16 protein-coding genes are annotated in these 21,589 nt (G+C 59.3%); 7 read left to right on the top strand and 9 right to left on the bottom strand.

The genetic code is table 11. From position 1 onward, the window contains the following. The first annotated feature begins 40 nt into the window (after positions 1-40). The 3 genes from CPH89_RS25660 to CPH89_RS25670 all read left to right on the top strand — a co-directional run bounded on the left by CPH89_RS25660 (position 41) and on the right by CPH89_RS25670 (position 4,411). Complete coding sequence (locus CPH89_RS25660) at positions 41-1,099, top strand: tetratricopeptide repeat protein (RefSeq protein ID WP_053255991.1); 1,059 nt, start codon at positions 41-43, stop codon at positions 1,097-1,099. A gap of 142 nt (positions 1,100-1,241) precedes the next feature. Beyond that, the gene (locus CPH89_RS25665) at positions 1,242-2,744 is read left to right on the top strand and encodes an ATPase domain-containing protein (protein WP_053256507.1); all 1,503 of its coding nucleotides are present in this window, start codon (positions 1,242-1,244) and stop codon (positions 2,742-2,744) included. Beyond that, positions 2,741-4,411, top strand: a complete 1,671-nt coding sequence (locus CPH89_RS25670) for an ATP-binding protein (protein ID WP_053255990.1) — start codon at positions 2,741-2,743, stop codon at positions 4,409-4,411. Before CPH89_RS25665 ends, CPH89_RS25670 begins: the two co-directional genes overlap by 4 nt. Before the next feature lie 25 nt (positions 4,412-4,436). Here the strand turns inward: CPH89_RS25670 and CPH89_RS25675 are convergent, their stop codons facing one another. The 5 genes from CPH89_RS25675 to CPH89_RS25695 form a co-directional block, all read right to left on the bottom strand. Continuing rightward, positions 4,437-4,814, bottom strand: a complete 378-nt coding sequence (locus CPH89_RS25675; protein WP_016974745.1) for a response regulator — start codon at positions 4,812-4,814, stop codon at positions 4,437-4,439. Positions 4,815-4,892: 78 nt separating this feature from the next. After that, positions 4,893-6,086, bottom strand: coding sequence for a hybrid sensor histidine kinase/response regulator (locus tag CPH89_RS25680; RefSeq protein ID WP_053255989.1), 1,194 nt, complete (start codon positions 6,084-6,086; stop codon positions 4,893-4,895). After that, the gene (locus CPH89_RS25685; protein ID WP_053255988.1) at positions 6,080-6,679 is read right to left on the bottom strand and encodes a chemotaxis protein CheB; all 600 of its coding nucleotides are present in this window, start codon (positions 6,677-6,679) and stop codon (positions 6,080-6,082) included. The genes CPH89_RS25680 and CPH89_RS25685 overlap by 7 nt, the downstream gene beginning before the upstream one ends. Then, positions 6,676-7,506 carry a CheR family methyltransferase gene (locus CPH89_RS25690; protein ID WP_169875446.1) on the bottom strand — a complete coding sequence of 277 codons (831 nt, stop codon included), beginning with the start codon at positions 7,504-7,506 and terminating at the stop codon, positions 6,676-6,678. Before CPH89_RS25690 ends, CPH89_RS25685 begins: the two co-directional genes overlap by 4 nt. Beyond that, positions 7,507-11,004 (bottom strand): response regulator, encoded by a 3,498-nt coding sequence (locus CPH89_RS25695; protein WP_053255987.1) that lies wholly within the window; start codon positions 11,002-11,004, stop codon positions 7,507-7,509. 277 nt (positions 11,005-11,281) lie between these two features. Between CPH89_RS25695 and CPH89_RS25700 the strand changes: the two genes are divergently transcribed. The 3 genes from CPH89_RS25700 to CPH89_RS25710 all read left to right on the top strand — a co-directional run bounded on the left by CPH89_RS25700 (position 11,282) and on the right by CPH89_RS25710 (position 17,490). After that, positions 11,282-15,190, top strand: coding sequence for a hypothetical protein (locus tag CPH89_RS25700; RefSeq protein WP_053255986.1), 3,909 nt, complete (start codon positions 11,282-11,284; stop codon positions 15,188-15,190). A gap of 259 nt (positions 15,191-15,449) precedes the next feature. Beyond that, entirely contained in the window at positions 15,450-15,815 is a 366-nt protein-coding gene (locus CPH89_RS25705; protein ID WP_053255985.1) for a response regulator, read from the top strand. 280 nt (positions 15,816-16,095) lie between these two features. Beyond that, positions 16,096-17,490, top strand: coding sequence for a DUF1254 domain-containing protein (locus CPH89_RS25710; protein WP_053255984.1), 1,395 nt, complete (start codon positions 16,096-16,098; stop codon positions 17,488-17,490). Between the two features lie 157 nt (positions 17,491-17,647). Here the strand turns inward: CPH89_RS25710 and CPH89_RS25715 are convergent, their stop codons facing one another. Together CPH89_RS25715 and CPH89_RS25720 are read right to left on the bottom strand one after the other, a co-directional pair. Then, positions 17,648-18,319: a DUF3313 domain-containing protein gene (locus CPH89_RS25715; RefSeq protein ID WP_053255983.1), complete on the bottom strand. Its 672-nt coding sequence runs from the start codon at positions 18,317-18,319 to the stop codon at positions 17,648-17,650. Between the two features lie 69 nt (positions 18,320-18,388). Beyond that, positions 18,389-18,883, bottom strand: a complete 495-nt coding sequence (locus tag CPH89_RS25720; RefSeq protein WP_053255982.1) for a hypothetical protein — start codon at positions 18,881-18,883, stop codon at positions 18,389-18,391. A gap of 163 nt (positions 18,884-19,046) precedes the next feature. Here CPH89_RS25720 and CPH89_RS25725 point away from each other — a divergent pair, with 163 nt between their 5' ends. Then, complete coding sequence (locus CPH89_RS25725) at positions 19,047-19,739, top strand: aspartate/glutamate racemase family protein (RefSeq protein WP_053255981.1); 693 nt, start codon at positions 19,047-19,049, stop codon at positions 19,737-19,739. Here the strand turns inward: CPH89_RS25725 and CPH89_RS25730 are convergent. Then, positions 19,736-20,248 (bottom strand): GNAT family N-acetyltransferase, encoded by a 513-nt coding sequence (locus CPH89_RS25730; RefSeq protein WP_053255980.1) that lies wholly within the window; start codon positions 20,246-20,248, stop codon positions 19,736-19,738. The two genes, CPH89_RS25725 and CPH89_RS25730, sit on opposite strands and share 4 nt — an antisense overlap. A 162-nt stretch (positions 20,249-20,410) precedes the next feature. Beyond that, positions 20,411-21,553, bottom strand: a complete 1,143-nt coding sequence (locus CPH89_RS25735; protein ID WP_053255979.1) for a glycerate kinase — start codon at positions 21,551-21,553, stop codon at positions 20,411-20,413. Between the last annotated feature and the right edge of the window lie 36 nt (positions 21,554-21,589).

Raw genomic sequence — 21,589 nt, forward strand, 5'->3', positions numbered from 1 at the left:
GATGGCTTTGCGATAGCCGCCCCTGCTTTTGGACGCCTGCATGTCAAAGTCACGCCGTTACTCCATCATCGGCCTGTGCGCCCTGTTATTAATTGTGTTGGTCACCTGGTTTTTCTCCCGCTCCAGCCCAGTGGCCGTGCCGCCGGCGATTGCGCATGGCTACTCCAAAGCCTTGAAGCAGGCACGTAATGGCGAGCCGGGGGCCGCGCGCGTGCTGTATCAACAGCTCGGCCGGCCGGACCTGTCCCCCGAACGTCGCGCGGCATTGCATGCCGAACTGCCCAATTACCCCAGCCCACAGGCGCTGAAACTGGCCGATAAAGACCTGGCCGATGAGTCTCCACTGGTCCGCGAGGCGGCCATCCACAGCATTGTCGGCCTGGTACCCAGCGGCCAACGCACGCTGTTACTCGGCCCGGTGCTGGATGACCCTGAACAAGACGTGCGCTTTGCCGCCGCGAATGCCTTGCTCGGCCTGTCGCCGGATACCCTGGGGCTGTATTTCGGGCCCTTGCAGCAAGTGCTGGATGAGTTTGTGAAAAAGCTCAAGGGCCAGCCCGAAACGGCTGAAGGCTGGATTCAACTGGCGCGCCTGTACATCCACAGCGCCGTGCTGCCGGAGGCGCAAAACGCACTGGAGCAGGCCATGCGCATGCAGCCGGACAATCTGCAGGCGGTGGTCGCACAAATCGAGCTTTTGGACAAACAAGGCAAAACCGATGAGTCGCGCCAGTTGCTGGCGCGCCAATTGGCGGCCCATCCCGAGTCGGCATACTTGCAACACGCCCTGGGCATGTGGCTCTTGCACCACGGCGAACGGCCCTACGCCCTGCTCGGTTTGTCCAAAGCGGTAGAGCTTGAGCCGGACAATCAGGATTACCGTTACGACCTCGCCACCACCCTGCACGCCCAGGAGGAATTGGAAGCGGCTCAGCGTCAGCTGGAAGAAATCATCCAGCGCCACCCGGCCAATCGCAAGGCGCGGGTGCTGCTGGTCAATTACTGGAAAGAGAGCGGCCAGTTGCAGAACGTCCAGGTGTTACTCGCCCAACTTGAGCAACAAAACCCGGATGATCCCGCCCTGCAGCAAGGCCTGTAGCCGCACCGAAAAGTTATAAAAGTTAGCCAGGCTTGTACAAATTGCGCAAAACGTTGAACCGCTACGGGCCACTACGGTCAAGTGAATATGGCGCGCCCAAGGCGGTGCGCTCCTCTACTTGTACGTGACCCGAGGGCACTTCTTGTCTACATCCAAAGCGCTGTTCAGTGAAAAGGCGGCCACCGGCATCGAAGGTCTTGATGACATTCTTTCCGGCGGGCTATCGCGCAGCCACCTGTTCCTGCTGGAAGGCGAACCTGGCACAGGTAAAACCACCGTAGCGCTGCATTTTCTGCAGGCCGGCGCTAAAAACGGTGAACGCTCCTTGTACATCACCCTGTCCGAAACCGAGCGGGAGTTGCGCCAAGGCGCCGAGTCCCATGGCTGGGACCTGGATGACAATATTTGCATCTTCGAACTGACCCCGCCGGAGAGCCTGCTCGATGCTCAGCATCAGCAAAGCCTGCTGTATTCCTCCGACCTGGAGCTGGGCGAAGCCACTCGGCAGATTTTTGAAGAGGTGGAACGCGTCAAGCCGACCCGGGTGGTGATCGACAGCCTCTCGGAAATCCGCTTGCTCGCACAAAGCTCGCTGCGCTATCGCCGGCAAATCCTGGCAATCAAGCACTATTTTGTGCGCTACAACGCCACCGTGCTGCTGCTGGACGACCTGACCACCGAGTCCCTCGACAAAACCGTGCACAGCGTGGCCCACGGCGTGATTCGCCTGGAAGAATTGACCCCCACCTACGGCGCCGAGCGGCGTCGGGTGCGGATTGTGAAATACCGTGGCCAGAAATACCGCGGCGGGTTTCATGACTTCACCATCATGGGCGACGGCATCCACGTATTCCCCCGCCTGGTTGCGGCCGAGCACCGGGGCGGTTACGTACGCCAGACGTTGAGCAGTGGCATCCGCGAAATGGATGCCTTGATCGGCGGCGGTGTCGAGACCGGCTCCAGCACCCTGATCCTCGGCCCTGCCGGTACTGGCAAATCCTTGATATCGATGATCTTTGCCGCTGCCGCTGTGGCCCGTGGCGAGAAAGCCGCGCTGTTTATTTTCGACGAAGAACTGGGCCTGTTGTTCGAACGCATGAACAACATGGGTATCGACCTCGCGGCCCTGCAAGCCACCGGCAACCTGCTGATCGAACAGGTGGACGCCGCCGAGCTTACGCCTGGCGAGTTTTCCCACCGCGTGCGGCGCTGCGTCGACGAACGCGGGATCAAAACCGTGGTGATCGACAGTATCAACGGCTACCAGGCTGCAATGCCGGAAGAAAACTCACTGATCCTGCATATGCACGAACTGCTGCTGTACCTCAACCGCCGGGGCGCCGCGACCTTTATGACCGTCGCCCAGCACGGGCTGGTCGGCGATATGCAGGCGCCCGTGGACATCACCTATCTGGCCGACACCGTGATTCTGCTGCGCTACTTCGAGGCGCTCGGGAAGGTTCGCCGGGCCATTTCGATTATCAAGAAGCGCACCGGCGCCCACGAGTCGACCATTCGCGAGTATCGAATCAGCGGGCGTGGCCTGACGATCGGCGAGCCCCTCGACAACTTTCAAGGCGTACTGCGCGGCATCCCTACCTACATGGGCGCCGGTTCCCCGCTGCTCAAGGAAGACGGCGTGTGACCGGTCTTTCCCCCGTCTCCGAACGCGCAATCATCCTGGCGCCATTGGGCCGTGACAGCGCCCTGGCGCTGGCGATGCTCAACGAAGCCGGCTACAGCGGCGTGATTGCCGGCAACCTCACGGCGCTGTGCGAGGCCCTGGAGCAAGGCGCCGGCATGCTGTTGATTGCCGCTGAAGCCTTGCGCGGCGTGGATTTGCAACCGCTGCTGGAATACCTGCATGAACAACCGGCCTGGTCAGACCTGCCCATCGTACTGATGACTCACCATGGTGGCAGCGAACAGAATGGTTCATCCCATCTGAGCGGGCTGCTGGGCAATGTGACCTTTCTGGAGCGGCCCTTCCACCCGGTGACCCTGATCAGCCTGGTGAGCGCGGCCCTGCGCGGTCGGCGCCGGCAATATGACGCGCGTGACCGCCTGATCGACTTGAGCGAGAGCGAACTGCGTCTGCAACGCACGCTGGAGACCCTTGAGCAGCAGGTTGAAGAGCGCACGGCGCAGTTGCGCAGCAATGAAGAAGCGCTGCGCCAGTCGCAAAAAATGGAAGCCGTAGGCCAACTGACCGGCGGCATCGCCCATGACTTCAACAACATGCTCACCGGGATTATCGGCAGCCTGGAGCTGCTGCGCAGGCGCGTTTCGCGCGGGAAACTGGATGATCTGGACAGCCTGATCGACCTCGGCGTGACCTCCGCCAACCGCGCCGCCGGCCTGACCCATCGGCTGCTGGCGTTCTCCCGTCGCCAATCCCTCGACCCCAAGCCCGTGGAGATCAACCAGTTGGTCACCTCCATGGGCGAACTGCTGCAACGCAGCATCGATGAAAGCATTAGCCTCGACATGCGCCTGGCCGACACGCTCTGGACTGCGGAGGCCGACCCTAATCAGCTGGAAAGTGCCCTGCTCAACCTGGTCATCAACGCGCGCGATGCCATGCCCAATGGCGGTCGGCTGACCGTGGAGACTACTAACCGCCACCTCGACAGTGTGTTCACCGCCGCCTACGGCACGTTGCTGCCGGGCGATTATGTGGAGCTGAGCGTGAGTGACAACGGTTGCGGCATCCCTGAAAGCGTGATTGGTCGCGTCTTCGACCCCTTCTTTACCACCAAGCCAATTGGCCAGGGAACGGGCCTGGGCCTGTCAATGATCTATGGCTTTGCCCGACAATCCCATGGCCATGTGATCATCCACAGCGAAGTCAACAAGGGCACGACCGTTAGCCTGTTTCTTCCGCGCTTTATCGGTGAAACCGTGGCGGCCGCCGCAGTTAACCCGGCGCTGTTGCCATTTGCCAATCCAGGCGAGACGGTGCTGATCGTCGAAGACGACCCGGCTGTGCGCGTGCTGGTCAGCGCGGTTCTCAAAGAGTTGGGGTACGGTTTTGTAGAAGCGGGCGATGCCAGCGCGGCGGTACCGATCATTGAGTCTGACCAGCGCATTGACCTGTTGATCAGTGATGTCGGCCTGCCCGGCATGAATGGGCGGCAACTGGCGGAAATCGGGCGGCAACTGCGCCCGGAGTTGAAAGTGCTGTTTATCACCGGCTATGCCGAGCATGCAGCCGTGCGAGGTGGCTTCCTTGATCCGGGAATGCAACTGATCACCAAACCCTTCACCTTCGACCTATTGACGGCCAAAGTGCGCGAGATGATCAAGCAATAGGGCTGCAGGGCAGCCCTGGTGGGTTTCAGGCCAGCAAACGCTGGATATGCTCTTGCAGCGTATCCAGGTCAAAGGGCTTGGCCAGGATCGGCGCATTGCGCGTGATCGGGCTGTTGCAGTCGAGAATTTCCTGCGGGTAGCCGCTGATAAAAATAACTTTCAGCTCCGGGCGCAGCATGATTGCCGGCTCGGCGATCTGCACCCCGGAAATGCCACCGGGCAAACGGTAGTCCGTCACCATCAGGTCCAGGTGCGGCTTGGTCGCAAGGATTTCAAAGGCCTGCTCCCCATCGATCGCCTTCAATACCCGGTAGCCCAGGCCGGCCAGGTACTCACCCAGCACGAACATAATGGATTCGTCGTCTTCGACGATCAGTACGACATCTTGTGCATCTTCACTCATGGGAAGCCTTTGTCCGGTCAGTTGCTGCAAGTACGACCATGGGGTCACGCAGAGGTTGCGTCGAGGTGACGATTGATTTCATACCGGCGCCTCAAGCGGCAGGCACACCCGAAACAGGGCGCCCTCGCCTATGCGGCTTTCGACCTCGATGGCCCCGCCATGGGCGGTCACGATCTGCTCGGAAATAAACAAGCCCAAGCCCAGGCCTGCCGCTACATGGCTGGCCGAAACACGCTCGAACTGCTGGAAAATACGCTTCTGGTTGTCTTCGCTGATACCGATGCCACGGTCACGCACTTCGACGCGCGCCTCTCCATGTTCGGTATACACCCGCACATCCACAGGGCTCTTGGCCCCGTAGCGCAACGCATTGGTGAGCAGGTTGGTCACCACCTGCTCGATACGAAACTCATCCCAGTTACCTACGACGCCCTCTTCGGCCTCCAGGTGCATGGAAGAGTCCGCAGCAGCCACCTGCGGTGCGAAGTTTTGCACCAGGTTACGCACCAGGTGGGTCAGGTCGACGCGCGCGGGGCGAATCGACAGCTTGCCGGTGCGGATGCGCGACACATCGAGCATGTCTTCGATCAGGCGAATCAGGCTCTGGATCTGGCGCTCATCGCGGTCGACCATCGCGTGCATCTTGTCCAGCGTAAACGCGGCGGCGTTGTCGCGGGCCAGGTGCATCTTGCGCAGCTGGGTTTCCAGGATCAGCCCATTAAGCGGCGTACGCACTTCGTGGGCGACGATCGACATGAAGTCGTCACGCATGCGCACCGCCTGTTCCAGCTCGGCCTGGGTGGCCTGCAGGCGCGTCAGCAACAGCTCCTGCTCACGACGGCTGCGCTCCAGGGCTTCGACCTGCAGTTTCATCGCCTTGCTTTGGCGATACAGGTCCACAAACACGTTGACCTTGCTCTTGACCGCGTGGATATCCAGCGGTTTGTGCAAGAAGTCGACGGCGCCGCTTTCATAGCCTTTGAAGGCATAGTTGAGTTCACGGCCGGCGGCGCTGACGAACACAATCGGGATATTTTTGGTTTTTTCAGTGCCGCGCATCAGTTCGGCCAGCTCGAAACCGTTCATGCCGGGCATCTGCACATCGAGAATCGCCATGGCGAACTCGTGCTCCAGCAACAGTGACAAGGCCTCGTCGGCGCTCAATGCCTTGAAGACCTGGCGATCCTCGCGCTTGATCAGCGCTTCGAGGGCGAGCAGGTTTTCCGGCAGATCGTCGACGATCAGCAGTTTGGCCTGGACAGTACTTAACATGGGGAAGGTTCCAGGGAAGCCAGCAATGAGCCAATCTGGCTCAACGTGAGAATATGATCAGGTGTATGCAAGGCCAGGGCCGCCAGGGGCATCACGGCGATGCGTGCTTCGGTGGGCTCTTGTACAACGGTGGTGCCACCCGATTGTTTGACGTGGGCAAGGCCTCGCGCGCCGTCGTGATTGGCGCCCGTCAACAGAACCGCCAGCAAACCGCTGCCATAGGCATCGGCAGCGGACGCAAACAAGTAATCGATGGCAGGTCGGGAATGGTGCACGCGGTCTTCCTGGCTCAGGGACAGGCTGCGGTCGTTTTCCACCGACAGGTGATAACCGGGCCCGGCGAAATACAAGGTACCCGCCGCTATCACTTCCTTATCGCGTGCCTCTTGCACTGGGATGCGCAGGCGCCGCGCAAAGACTTCGGCCAACTGACTACGGCGCTCATCCGGCAGGTGCAATACGGCAATGATTGGCACGCTGAAGCTACCCGGCAACGCGCCAAAAATATTCAGCAACGCCTCGACGCCGCCGGCGGACGCGCCGACGACGATGGCTTCAATCCCGCTGATTGGGTGGGTTGCGGCGTCGCTCATGATTTTCGGTAGATCCGTTCCTGCTTGACCAAGGGTTCGAACTGCTTGCTGTAAGCGGAAAAATCCAGGGTTTCTTTACTGCCCAGCACCAGAAAACCGCGGTGGCAGAGCGACTCATGAAACAACCCGAACGCTCGATCCTGTAATTTTTTATTGAAATAAATCAGTACGTTACGGCATGAAATTAACTGAGTTTCTGAGAACACACTGTCGGTTGCCAGGCTGTGATCGGCAAAGGTGACGTTCTCGCGCAGTGATTTGTCGAAGATCGCGTAATCGTAGGCCGCCGTGTAGTAATCGGCAAATGAACGCTGCCCGCCAGCCTGCTGATAGTTAGCGGTGTAGGCCCGCACATTCTCCAGGGAGAAAATGCCTTGCTTGGCTTTTTCCAGCGAGGCCGGGTTGATATCCGTGGCATAGATGATCGTGCGTTCCAGCAAGCCTTCTTCGCGCAGCAGGATGGCCATGGAGTACACCTCCTCCCCCGTGCTGCAACCGGCGATCCAGATCTTGATCGACGGGTAGGTTTTGAGCAATGGCACGACTTCCTGGCGGATCGCCAGGAAGTGCGACGGGTCGCGAAACATCTCGCTCACCGGGATCGTCAGAAATTGCAGCAACTGCATGAACGCGGCGGGATCGTGCAGCACACGCTCCTGCAACGCGGAAATGGTCGCGCAGTCAAACTGGCGCAAGGCATGGGCCACGCGGCGCTTGACGGACGCACCCGAATAGTCGCGAAAGTCATAGCTGTACTTGAGGTAAATCGCCTCGATCAGCAGGCGCAGCTCAATATCGCTGCTTTTGTCCAAAAAACTTCGCTCCACTTAAATGCGTTCCATCTTCGGTAGCCATACACGTATCAGCGAGAACAGACGGTCGAGGTCAATCGGCTTGGCCAGGTAGTCGTTCGAGCCCGCCGCGAGGCAGCGTTCCTGATCGTCTTTCATGGCCTTGGCCGTCACCGCAATGATCGGCAGCTTCTTCCAGCGCGGGTCCTGGCGGATCAAGGCGGTCGCCTCGTAACCATCCATTTCCGGCATCATCACGTCCATCAACACCAGGTCCACATCGTCAACTTCATTGAGCCTGTCGATCGCCTCACGGCCGTTACGCCCGATCACCACCACGGCGCCCTTGTGCTCCAGGGCACTGGTCAGGGCGAAGATGTTGCGCACATCGTCGTCCACCAGCAGGATCTTGCGGCCTTCGAAGACCTTGTCGCGGCTGCGCGCGGTCTTGAGCATCTTCTGGCGGTCATGGGACAGCTGGGATTCGACTTTGTGCAGAAAGAGTGTCACCTCGTCCAGCAAGCGTTCAGGTGAGCGCGCGCCTTTGATGATGATCGAGCGCGAGTACTTGCGCAGCTCAGCCTCTTCGTCACGGGTCAGGTTACGCCCGGTATAGACGATCACCGGCGGGAACGAACAGATGTCCTCGGTCGCCATGCGCTTGAGCAGCTCATTACCCAGCATGTCCGGCAGTTTGAGGTCGATGATCATGCAGTCATAGATGTTGGTGCGCAGCAGATCCAGGGCGGCCTGGGCGAAGCCTACGTCGGTGATTTCAATGTCATCGTCGCCGATCAAGCGGGCAATGCTGTCGCGTTGCAGGTCATCGTCTTCCACCAGCAGGACGCGTTTGACCTTTTGGGTCAATTTGGCTTCCAGACGCGCAAACACGTCCTTGAGCTCTTCGCGGGTGGTCGGCTTGACCGCATACCCGATGGCGCCCATGTGCATCGCAGCCTCGACGCGATCTTCCACGGAGATCACATGCACCGGAATGTGGCGGGTATTGGCGTGTTCCTTGAGGCGTTGCAGCACGGTCAACCCGGAATGGTCGGGCAGGCGCATGTCCAACAGGATGGCGTCGGGAATGAACTCCTCGGCCAGGCTGTAGCCTTCGTCCGCGCCATGGGCGACCAGGCAGTTGTAGCCCAGCTCATGCGCGAGGTCGAACAGGATGCGCGCAAAATTGGGCTCGTCTTCCACCACCAGAATACAACGGGTGGTAAACGGTGCCTTGTCGCGATCATCGGCAAAACGCGGGATCTGTTGTGCGTCGGCAATCGGCAGCGCAGACACCACAATCGGCTTCGGAGCAGGCGCTGCGACGACTTGGCGTGGCTGTTCAATCGGCGCGTCGTGCTCCGTGCGCTCCACATAGTGCTCCGGCAACACCAGGGTAAACACGCTGCCCTTGCCCGGCTCGCTGGTGACGCTGATGTAGCCGCCGAGCAACGTCGCCAGGTCGCGGGAGATCGACAGCCCGAGGCCGGTCCCGCCGTAGCGGCGGTTGGTCGTGCCATCCGCCTGACGGAACGCTTCGAAGATGCTTTCCTGCTGGTCGGGCGCAATGCCGATCCCTGAGTCGCGCACGGTAAAGGCAATGCCCCCCTCTGCGGCACGGGACACCGAGAGGCTGACCGCACCTTGCTCAGTGAACTTGACCGCATTCGACAGCAGGTTCTTCAGGATCTGTTCCAGACGCTGGCGGTCGGTAAACAGCATGGTCGGTGAATCTGCCTGCACTTCAACCTGGAAGCCCAACTTGCGGTCGGCGGTCAGCGGCTCGAACATCACACGCAAACCATCCACCAGGCGCGCGACGCTGGAGTTTTCCGGGCGCACCTCAAGCTTGCCGGCTTCCACCTTGGAGATATCGAGGATGTCGTTGATCAGGTTGAGCAGGTCATTACCGGCCGAATAGATTGATTCGGCGAACTTGACCTGCTCGGCGCTGAGGTTTTCCTGAGGGTTTTCCGCCAGCAGCTTGGCCAGGATCAGCGAGCTGTTCAGCGGTGTGCGCAACTCATGGGACATGTTGGCGAGGAACTCGGATTTGTACTTGCTGGAGCGCTGCAATTCGTCGGCGCGGTCTTCCAGTTCGATCTGGGCGCGGTTCAGCTCGACGTTTTTGCGGTCCATGGCATCGCGCTGCTCGGCGAGGGTTTGCGTCTGCGCGGCCAACTGCTCGTTGGTCTGCTCAAGCTCGGCCTGCTGGGTTTCCAGGTGAGCCTGGGATTCCTTGAGGATGCGCGACTGCTCTTCCAGCTCCTCGTTGGCGGTCTTGAGCTCTTCCTGCTGGACTTGCAGCTCTTCGTTGAGTTGCTGGGTTTCGGCCAGCACTTCCTGCAGGCGCTGGCGATAACGCGCAGCTTCAATGGACGTGCCAATATTGCCGGCAATCAGCTCCAGCAACTCGACATCACGCTCTTGCAGCGGGCGCAGGAAGCCCAGTTCAATGACCCCGTTGACACGGTCATCGTCGCTGGTCGGCATCACCATCACGCTGCGGGTTGACCCCTCGCCCAGGCCCGAACTGACCTTGAAGTAGTCCACCGGCACATCGTCCAGGCGAATCAGGCGATTGAGCTGGGCGGCCTGCCCGACAATGCCCTCATCGCTGTAGATCGACTGTTCACGCTGCTCCTGTTCACGTGAGAAGCCATACGTGGCCACACGCTTGAGGCCGCCGTGTTCTTCACGCACATACAGCGCAGCCACCGCCGAGCCCATGTATTGGGCACAGAAATGCAGAATGTTGCGCCCCAACACATTGAGGCTGAGTTGCCCCAGCACCTGTTCGGCCAGTTCGGTTTGACCGTTGCGTAGCCAGGCCTGCTGTTCCAGGCGTCGGGCAATCTTCTGTTGTGACGCGAGGTTTGCGCTGTAACTATCTGATAGAGATACTAAATTCTTTCTTCCGCTGTACGCCAGGAAACCACTCAAGCCGAGCACGAAGATCAAATACAGGGTGACACTGACGACCGTCGTGCGGGTGACGTCTGCGTTGCGGGCGACACGGAACTGCTGCTCCATGTCCACCGCGTTTGCATATTCCTGGCGAATGGCGTCGGTCAGGCTCTTGCCTCGGCCAGACTTGACTGCGCCGCGGTAATCCCCGCTCTGGCGCTGCAGGTCAACCATTGATTGAGCGTACTTGTTCCATTCGACCTGCATCGACTCCAGGCGTTTGAGGCGATCCACTTGTTGCGGATTGTCTGCCACCAGTTCCTGCAGGTTACGTAAGTCGCCAATGATGCGCGGCTTTGCCACTTCATACGGGTCGAGGAAATGCTCGTCACCGGTAATCAGGAAGCCACGCAAGCCGGTTTCCAGGTCAACCGTGAGCTTGGACGACTCATTAAGGTTGTTGATGACCCGATCGGTGTGCTCAACCCACTGGATCACCGACAACAGATAGGTAATCAAGACGACAAAAAAAGCCGCGCTGAGCACGCCCACGCCCAGGGGCAAGGCCACGTTTCGGCTCAGGAGTTTACGGAAGCTCTTTTCATCGACAGACGGAGCGGGAGTCATGGGCATGCCTTGGCCAAGTGCGGAAAAAGGGGGAGTTTGCCCGAATACCATCGCCCAGGGCTACGTTTGTGCGCTGATTTGAAGCAAAAGCCTACTCATAGCAGGTGAATTTCAAGGTGATTTGGTGCGGTTGATTCAACTGATTAACACACCTCAAAACATGTTCCTACAACAAAGGAGGAACGCACGTTCATGGTTCTCGCACTCAGGACTGCGCCTCAGGAACACGGAAGATCTTTTGGAAGGCGTCTTTTCATGGCCCGCCAAGGTAATTCAAATGAACATCACCCACCTAGCACCCCAACCTGACATTACCGCCCACCGCCAAACTGTCACTGAGCCTGACATCACCCCGCAAGACGCCTCAGGCACGTCAACAGCGACACGTTCGGATAACAGCATCGCTCAGGCGCCCACCACGAGTTCCTTGCAGCGCCTGCTGGCTGACCAGGAAAACCTGAGGAGCCTCGCCCTCAGGCTCCGGGGTATTGTTCCCTGGGTTAACGACGGCTTCTCAACGGCTGCCTGGTTGAACAAAAACACCCTCCCGCTGAATCCGAACTCATCCCAGGCCTTAGCGCATACAACGCCGCCAACCTTCACGAGCCTCATTACTGAGCTCGGTTATGACCTGCCGCGCACTGCGGATGAGTTCACTGCGTTGGCGCAAAAAATCGAGCAAAAAGCCTTATTGCATCCGTTGGGAGATTTAGGTGGCGCGCTGTCCTGGCCAGTCCCCCTATCGAGAGCAGACGAACTCAAGCTCGACCGCTTCCTCTCTTCCGACAATACCGGAGTGCCAGGCCTGCCGTTGCCGCGCGATGGCAAGGCAACTCTGGGTTACCTGTTGAGCGCCACCGCGTTGACGCCAAGCGATCTGCAGGATCCGGTCAAGGCGTTACAAACATTGCTCGACACGCCCAGCGCTCAGGCGCTCGGGCACGCGATACAGGCGCACTTGGGAGGGGTGTCTTCGGACACCAGTATTTACGACTATCTATTGACCGCGATTAACGTTGGCCTTGACCCGAAATCCGCAACGATCTCGCGGGATCGTAACAACGTGGCTGATTATGACCTGGCGCACCCTGACAATATTGGACGGTTGCCGTCCTCGATTGTTGAAAGTCTGAGCCAGAAGCTTGTCTCAGACGGCAAAGCCACACAGGCAACGGCTAAACTTGCGAGCCACCTGCTGCTGGCCAGCCGGTACCCACACTTTCTCATCAAAGATATCCCTGCCAGTGTGACCTACGGCAGCACCGTCTGGACGCAACTGAGCCTTGCAGCCGCCAAGATCGAAGCGCAAACACCTGGCCGGGTGCAAACCATGACCTACGCCGAGGTATTGGTCGCAGCGGAGTCCATGCCGGCGAACAACCACGCGGTTCAGTTTGCACAGCGCGAAGCCCTGCGAGATTGGGGCGGCAGCCAGGGCGTGCTGACGGCGCCTGACAGCGAACCTTCGGAGGCCGACATCGAAAAGGTCAGGCTCGCCTATAACGATCAGTTGACGGCGCTGCCGAACATTTCTTCGTCGATGCAGACCGCTTGGCCCAGTCGCGAGAAGATGGCACTCAGCCTACTTGAAGCTGCGTTTCCGGGGGTTGATCCACACGTTTTTAAAGCCAGGGTTTTAAAAAGATTCTACGAAGGTGGCGGCCGCGCTCCCGGGGTTTATCCAGAGTTGCGCTCCATGCTCGATATCGTGATGGAGGGCGTAAAGCTGAAGAAAAATTATCGCTGGATCATTACCAGTAACATCGGTGTGCCGATCAACGACTTCAACAACTTAGTCCGGTCCGATAAAGCGAGCGTTGCCGACCTGTTCGACACAGCGTACGCAGAGACGAAAAGTGCCCAAACCGATGGGCACCGCGGGATGGTCAAATACCTGATTTCCAAATTGCCACTGGCGGACCGCAGGAACCTTGAATCCGGCAAACTCGAGTTCTTCCACACCAATGACTACAAGATTGCGATGGATTTCACGTCGCCGCTCGCCTTGTCAAAACGTGGGAATACACTGCATGTAAAAACCACGCTCGCCGGTGAAGTCAATATTTACCGGATTGACACCAGCAAGGGAACTATCGAAAAAGACAACCACCTGACCCGTACATTCACCGAGCCTTACAGCGGTGAAAAACTCGATAGACGACATGCAAACACAGTATCCCGAACGACACTTCTGGCCCCCCCGTACCCTGGCAACCACGCCGACGAAAACCCCCAGCCTCCTGCGATCCCCAACAGCTATGGCTCCGAACGCACCGCTTTTATTGCCGATGCTTTCCTCAAGGCTCTCGCTCTGGATAACGACGATCTACTGAACCACGCTAGGGGCGTGTCGTCGTTCGACGCAGACCGGTTGTTCAACGCGGCGATTGGTGAGTTTTTTCTCAACCTGATTCCGCTTCGGTCTGCCATCGTCAACTTCAAAAACAACAAGATTGCCGACGGGTTATTTGATCTGTTCTTCGATGTGATTGGGCTGGTCACACTGGGCTCAGGTAAAGCCGCACACGCCGCAAAAGCGCTGGGTACAGGCCTGAACGCAACCAGCAAGGTCGTGAAAACGGTCAAGTTCATTGGCACGGCCACCCTTGAGGCGCTCAATCCGCTCAGTGGTCTGGGCGACTTAGCGGTTGGCGGCGGTAAGCTACTGGGCAACAGCGTCAATTATCTATCGGCCAAAGGCCGCGATGTCATCATCAAGCTCAAAGGCCTCACAGGTACATTCGATGGACTGAAAGCGGCCAGCAAAACCCACGGCGTCGCCGCGACAGGTTCCTATAAGGTTGCGGGGCAGACCATCGAAGGCGGTGCGGTATTTCATGAGGGCAAATGGTATGCCTATGACCCGATCAGCGACCGCCAATACGGTCCTGCGCTCAAGGACTTCATACCCAAAGTCGCCGCCCATGACGGGGAAGTCCGAGCGTTCACCGATAGCTGGCTGGGGAAAATGATCGGCGCCGTAGTCGCCCCTCCTGCGGTAAATCCAAATTTCCTTAAAGACTTTGTGTCCGCGTTATCCAGAGCCAAAGCAGAGGACAATGCCGCGTATATAAGGGGTCAGAACACGGGAAAACCAGACGCGATCTTTGGCTACTCCCCAGCGCTGAAAATTGATGATTTGAAGCGTCTTGCAGTCGCTGAACGGCGTACGCCGACGGAGCTCGGCAGCCTGGTCAAGCGCATAGATGAACTGCAAGCGCTGCCCGACCGATTCAAAACGGCCCGTGAAACGGCGCAACTCGTTGACGCTGATGCCTATAAGAGAGGGTATGAGGCGGGTAGCCCAGAAGGTATCAGTGGGTTCGCAGGCACGTTGACCCTGAACCAGTGCGCAGAACTGGCTATCGTGCGCGGCCGTACCCCCGAAGAGCTCGGCCGCTTGGTCAAATATATGGAAAACCGAAGAATTGCCGTCGGCCTGGAGAACTTCAGGGTATTCAACGCGGAGATAACCGCTGCGGGTGGCAAAGCAGTTCCCGTTCCGCAAGGCTTTTACCTCAGCCAGGTCTCCCTGCTGTCGGACGGCGAGTGCGCAGCGATCTCTAACGTGATGGCATCCGCCGCTGCGCACCTGAGCCCCGGCAAACAAGACGTCTTTATGAAAAACATGTATGCCGCGATGGTGCCTGCGCTGAGCCCCGGCGACATCGCTGAATTGAGAAAAATTGACCCAAACAAAGCCACCATCGAACAGCGTCGGGCAGCAGACGTCAGCAAGTTCCGCGTGCAGTTGAACCAAATGCAAGAGGTGATGGGCACCCGTTTTCATCACGGAATGCAGGCTAGACAAGTCCCCCACACTGAAATCATTGCGGAACTCGCCAAAGCGGGTAAGGCCTCGACGTCAAAAACGCTATTGATCAATGGCCCAGGGCACGGCATTACGGCCGGTTACAACGCCAAAAAGCGCGAATGGTTTTATTTCGACCCTAACTTCGGGAAAGCCACATTCACCACCGAAGCGGCGATGAGTGCTGGGCTGGAAAGCACCTTGAATCGTGGTCTTAGTTCACAATTAATGCCGCACTTTCCAGGCACCACTCGCGACACCCCCCAGTATAAGATTTCGGTATTCGACGAAGCGAACCTGAACGCTACGCTCAGTGGTTCAGGCGTCGACGTGTCATTCCTCTACCAAGAGAATTTATTTAAAACCACCCTGTAACCCTGACTGAAGACCCAGCGCTGCCGCTGTGGCGGTGGTTTTTTCTGACGGCCATCACCTTGCGTCAATGGTGCTTCTGGAACATGCCATTGACGCCCCGCCCCTGTTGATGACAGCCGCTCGCAGGCAACGCGACATTTCCCCCCATTCCCTTCACAATGCCACAGCCTACGGAACTTGCCGAGATTGACGCGACTCATTAGAGAATGGTCTTTCAACCGCTAAAGACCTGCCCTTCCATTTTTCGGGAATTTTCACTATGTCCGCTACCTCCTCCACCATCCTTGTAGTCGAAGACGACGCCATCGTGCGCATGCTGATCGTCGATGTACTTGAAGAATTGGAGTTCACAGTGGTTGAAGCTGCAGACGCTGAGGAGGCCTTGAAAATCGTCGAAAATGCTGGCCTGGTAATTGACCTGATGATGACTGACGTGGGCCTTCCGGATATGGACGGCAAACAACTGGCGATCAAAGTGCGTGAACTGCGCCCCAGCCTGCCGATTCTGTTTGCCAGCGGCTATGCCGAAAACATTGATGTATCGCCCGGTATGCAGGTGATTGGCAAGCCGTTCTCGATCGATCAACTGCGTGACAAGGTCAAATCGATGTTGCCCGCTGCCTGAGCCGACCTCGTTCGACGCCGCCCAGCAGTGGCGGCGTTTCGCCCTCTTCGCAACACCCTGCCCGCCCCCCATAAGCCCATCCATGCATACGGCTTTCCAGCAAGGCGGGATATTACTGCCAGCTTAAAACGACGTGCGCGACCCGACATCAGAATGACTGCGATCTACTTCAGTTGAGCGTGTTTGAAGGGATTAACGTGACGTGCGGCCATTAAAAATGGAAACTCGGCGTTTTACTCTACACCGCCCTTTAAAAAGCACTCTGGAAGGACGCAACAACATGATTGGAAAACCGACGCGCCTGCTGTTGGCGAGCCTCTCGATTCTGATGAGTACCGGCGCTTGGGCCGATTTTACCGCAACCCCTGCCGAAGCCCGGGCCATCGCCAAAGAAGCCTATCTCTATGGCTACCCGGTGGTGGCGATGTACAAGAGGCTCTACACCCAGGCCGTTGATAAAGGCGGGGCCAAATTCAAGGCGCCGTTCAATCATATCGCGAGTACCGCCCAGATCTTCACGCCCAAGGACACGGCGTTCGCCACCCCGAACGCGGACACACCCTACTCGTTCGTATGGATGGACCTGCGCAAGGAACCTCTGGTACTGACCCTGCCAAAGATCGAAGACAACCGTTACTACTCGGTGCAGTTGATCGACCTTTATACGCAGAACATGGCTTACCTGGGCACCCGCAGCACCGGCAACAATGGCGGCCACTACATGATTGCCGGCCCGGACTGGAAGGGGCAGCAGCCGGTTGACATCGACCGAGTGATCTACAGCGAAAGTAACATCGCCTACGCTTTGTATCGCACGCAATTGTTCGACGACAAGGACCTGAACAAGGTCAAGCAGATTCAAAACGGCTACAAAGTGCAGGCGCTGAGCAGCTATGTAAAACAGCCCGCACCGGCGCCGGTGCCGAAGATTGAATGGCCCAAGCCTACTGCGACCATGACCGAAGGCCCGCAGCTGTTTCGCTACCTGAACTTCATGCTGGCGTATGCCGCGCCCCAGGACAGCGAAAAAGACCTGTTGGCCCGCTTTGCCAAGATCGGTATCGCGCCTGGCGCGCCGTTCAAGGCCAAGGCATTGACCGCCGAACAGCGCAAGGCGCTGGAAGATGGCATCGCCGATGGCCGGGCTGAGTTTGCGGCATTCAAAAAGGACAAGATCGACACCCATCAAGTGTCCAGCAGTGACCTGTACGGCAGCCGCGATCGCCTGAAAAACAACTACCTGTACCGCTATGCCGGGGCCGATCTGGGGATTTTCGGCAACTCCCCCGACGAGGCCATCAACCTGACCTACTCGGTTGACAGCGAAGGCAAGCCGGCCAACGGTGCGCGCCACAGCTACACCGTGCACTTCAACAAGGACCAATTGCCGCCCGCCGATGCATTCTGGTCGTTGACCATGTACGACGCGAAGACCAAGTTGCTGGCGCACAACCTCAAGAAACGCTACCTGATCAATTCGCGGATGCTGTCCGACCTCAAGCTGGACGCCGACGGCGGCCTGACCCTGGCATTGCAGCACCACGAGCCGCCCAAAGCCGAACAGAGCAACTGGTTGCCGGCCCCGCCCGGCCCGTTTTATGCGGTGCTGCGGATTTACCTGCCCAAGCCTGAAGCGGCGCAATGGACGTTGCCACCGCTGACACCGCTCAAGTAACACCCGGTGCCCGGCCGAAACCACGCTTTGGCCGGGTACGCCCCTCCTCCATGAAATGACTGCAGCCCTGACCTCACTGACGCAGGGCTTGCGAGCCTGCCTGATTCGCCGCCCTGCCCGGCTATAACAAAGCTGGCGCCGGCAATGCGTGCAACCCTCAGCGGTTCTTCAGCTTCACATAAGACTGATACACGTCTGCCGCCCAGCCATCGATGACGCTTTTAACGTCATCAGCTTTCATCACTTGAGAATCGTTGGACAACGGCTTGCCGGTGCCTTTGCGAACCACCTGCGCGAGCACCTTGCCCGTTGCGCCATCCAGAAACTGCGCCTCAGTGCCCAGTGTGGTTTCCTGGTCACGAATACCGGTTCCGGTACTCACCGCGGCCACCACCAACGCCACGGGAATGTACTCGTAAGGCTTGAGGCTTTCGGTCTTGCTGCTCACTGCGGTAATGGCTGCGCGCACCACGATCACGCCAGGGCCGGGGGCATTGGCCAACGGCATTGACCTGGTCAACTCGCGCTTGAGCGCCGCGCTGTAGTAACGGTTGATGCCGTCCAGGGTACTAGACGGGATTTTCGTAGTGGCCTGGGGTTTGGGATAGAACTGAGTGGGTTCGATATACACCGCGGTGTAGCGTTTGAGGTCCAGGTGGGGATCGACCCAGCGCATCACCTCGGCCCCCGAAGGCGACTTGGCCGCTTTCAGTTGGCTGTAGTCCGCGAGAAAACCGGAATACTCGCCCGGTTGGGGGACCTTCGAGGCGCAGCCGGACACTGCAACCGTAGCGACGCACAGCGAACTGAGCATTAGCCTTAGTTTCATCATTGAACTCCCTGGCGGTCATCGTCGAAACAACGGTCCCTAGGTATAGCTAACACGGAAGGAAATTGCTCAGCCACGTTCGCGCGGGATCAGGCTTTGTAACTGCGCAGCCAGGAAGTTGGCGTCGAAGGCGAACGTGTCCGGGTCTTTCAGGCCATTGGTTTTCTTCCATAGCCAGTCATGTTTTTCCGGCGGCAGCACCAGCGAGATACTGCCGTGCCGAGCAGCGGTCAGGCCTATCACCGAAACGTTAATCAAGCCGCCTGTGCCCATGACTTCCGGCACGAACTCGACGGCTTTGCCGGTGATCTGCACGGTGAGCTTCTCGGTCCTGAAGGTCGAGCTTTCGACCGGCAGGCTTGGGCTGCTGGCGACATAGGCTTCGCGATGGACGTCCAGCAGGCCGACGGTCTTGACCGGCTCCAGCCACTGTTCAATCTGCCCGAACAACTCACCGAGTTTTTGCGCCCAGCGTGCCGACTGCAGGTCGAATTGCTGTTTCTTGTGCGCTTCGCTATCGGCGTAGTGACGAAGCATCTCGCCCAGTTGCTGTACATCGTCCATTGCAGATTTCCTTGGGTGAGCCAGGTTGCGAAGTCAGATCATGGCAGAAGTGACGGCTTGCCGTATGGCTTAAAACTGCTCCGGTCATTTAGCCGGTAACTGCATATGACTAATCTGCAGGCGCTGAGTAAGGTAATGCGACATTCCTTGTCAGGAGCTTCGCATGCGTACCATCGGCCTAATCGGCGGCATGAGCTGGGAGTCCAGCGCCGAGTATTACCGCATCATCAACCAACGCGTGCGCAACCAGCTTGGCCCACTGCGCTCTGCGCAGGTGTTGATGTACAGCGTGGATTTCGGCCCGGTGGAACAGGCTCAGCATGCCGGCCGTTGGGATGACGCCGCGCTGATTCTGGAAGATGCCGCGCGCCGCCTGCAAGCCGGCGGTGCCGAGTGTGTGGTGCTGTGTACCAACACCATGCACCGGGTGGCGCCACGCATCGAAGCGGCGGTGTCGATTCCGTTTCTGCATATTGCCGATGCCACCGGGGCGGCGGCCGTAGCGCGCGACACGCTGAAGGTCGGCCTGCTGGGCACCGCGTTCACCATGGAGCAGGATTTCCTCAAATCGCGTCTGGCCGCCCAGGGCTTGACCATGCTGGTGCCCGACGCGGACGAGCGCCAGGCCGTGCACCGGATCATCTATGAGGAGTTGTGTGTCGGGGTGATCAAGGCGGCTTCGCGTCAGGTCTATCAGCGCGTAATCGCGAGCCTGGCCGCACGGGGTGCCCAGGCGATCATCCTGGGCTGCACGGAAATCGGCCTGCTGATCAAGCCTGAACACAGCGACCTGCCATTGCTGGACACCACCGAGCTGCATGCGCAGGCTGCGGTGGCGTTCGCGCTGGCGGATTAAGCCGATTTGCGCAGGCGCGCCATGCTCAGGGTGTCGACAAACACACCGTCACGCAGGGCGTAATCGCGCAACCGGCCTTCGACTTCGAAGCCGAACTTGCGGTACAGGTTATGCGCCGCCTCGTTGTCGGCGTACACCGTGAGTTCGACGCGGTGCAGGTTCATCCAGTTGTCGGCTACATCCAGCGCGGCCGTCAACAACCTCGACCCCACACCCTTGCCCTGCCAGGCCGTCGCCACGCCCATACCGAATGAACCGACGTGGCTCTGGCGTACGCGCAGGTACTGCTCCATGCCGAGCTGACCAATCACCTCGCCGCCATGCATCGCCACCAGCTGTAGCCGCCGCTCGTTGTCCATCACCAGGCGCTTGCGCCAGGCCTCGATCGACTGAAAAGGCATTTGCAGCACCTGACGACACACAGCCGGTTCGTTATAGAGCGCAGTCACACCTTCAAGGTGGGCTTCGGTAAAGCGCTGGATCACGATGTGGGGTTCAGGTGTGTGCATTGTGTTTCATCCTTTGAAAGACAAGTGGCAGGCCAGTGTAGGGGCAAACCCGCGTCTCTGACGAGCGCGAAGTCCTCGCGCAAATCAGCCGGCGATGCCTGCGTCGCTACGAAAACGGTTGCACCCGGGTTGGATCGGGCCGTTGGCGCACGGGGTTGCCGATTAAACCTTGAGCGCGGCCAGCCGCCATAAGCGTGCGATGTCCGCGGCCCGCTCGCGTAACAAACGCGGCGCTTCACTGCAGGCCTGTTCCAGGCTCATCGGGCCCGAAGGCAAGGCGAAGGCGGCGTCCACACCGTGAGCGTACATTTGCTCGTAGCCCTCGCCCAGCGTGCCGGCAATCACGATCACGGGCACGTTGTGCTGGCGGGCGATGCGTGCCACGCCGAACGGGGTTTTGCCGCGCAGCGTCTGGGCGTCGAAACGGCCTTCGCCGGTAATCACCAGGTCGGCACCGCGTACGGCCTGGTCCAGCCCGACCAATTCGGCGACCACCTCAACCCCGGCGCGAAATTGCGCGCCCAGGAAGGCCTTGGCGGCGAACCCGAGGCCACCCGCCGCGCCACTGCCCGGCTCATCGCGCACATCGTTGGGCAGCACCTTGGCGCAGTGATCGGCAAAGTGGCCGAGGGCGGCGTCCAAGTGTTCGACCTGCTGCGCATTCGCACCTTTTTGCGGGCCGAAGATCGCAGAGGCGCCGTGTGCACCGCACAACGGGTTGTTGACGTCGGCGGCAATCTCAAAACGCACGTGGGCCAGCCGAGGGTCCAGTTGTTCGAGGCTGATGCGCGCCAGTTGAGCCAAGGCCAGGCCACCGGGCGCAAGTGCCTGGTGGTGAGCGTCGAACAGTTGCACCCCGAGCGCCTGCATCGCGCCTGCGCCGCCGTCGTTGGTGGCGCTGCCGCCAATCGCCAGGATGACGCGCCGGGCGCCGGCATCCAACGCCGCGCGTATCAGTTCGCCGGTGCCGTAGGTGCTGCTGGTGCAGGCATCGCGCTGAGCCGGCGGCACGCGTTGCAAGCCGCTGGCTTCGGCCATCTCGATAATCGCGGTGTGGCTGTCGGCCAGCCAGCCCCAGTGCGCCTCAACCGCCCCACCCAACGGGCCTCGCACGGTGTGGCTGCGCAGTTCGCCATGGCAGGCGGCAAGGATCGAAGCCACCGTGCCTTCACCGCCATCGGCCATCGGGCACTGGATCAGGCGTGCCTGCGGCCACACGTGGGCCAACCCTTCGGCAATTGCCTGGGCGACGCCTTCGGCACTCAGACTGTCCTTGAATGAGTCGGGGGCGATGATGATTTTCATGGGGCTTCTCCGTTTTTTATAACGCCCATGCTGCCA

The organism is Pseudomonas fluorescens (assembly GCF_900215245.1).
In the GTDB taxonomy this organism is placed as follows: domain Bacteria; phylum Pseudomonadota; class Gammaproteobacteria; order Pseudomonadales; family Pseudomonadaceae; genus Aquipseudomonas; species Aquipseudomonas fluorescens.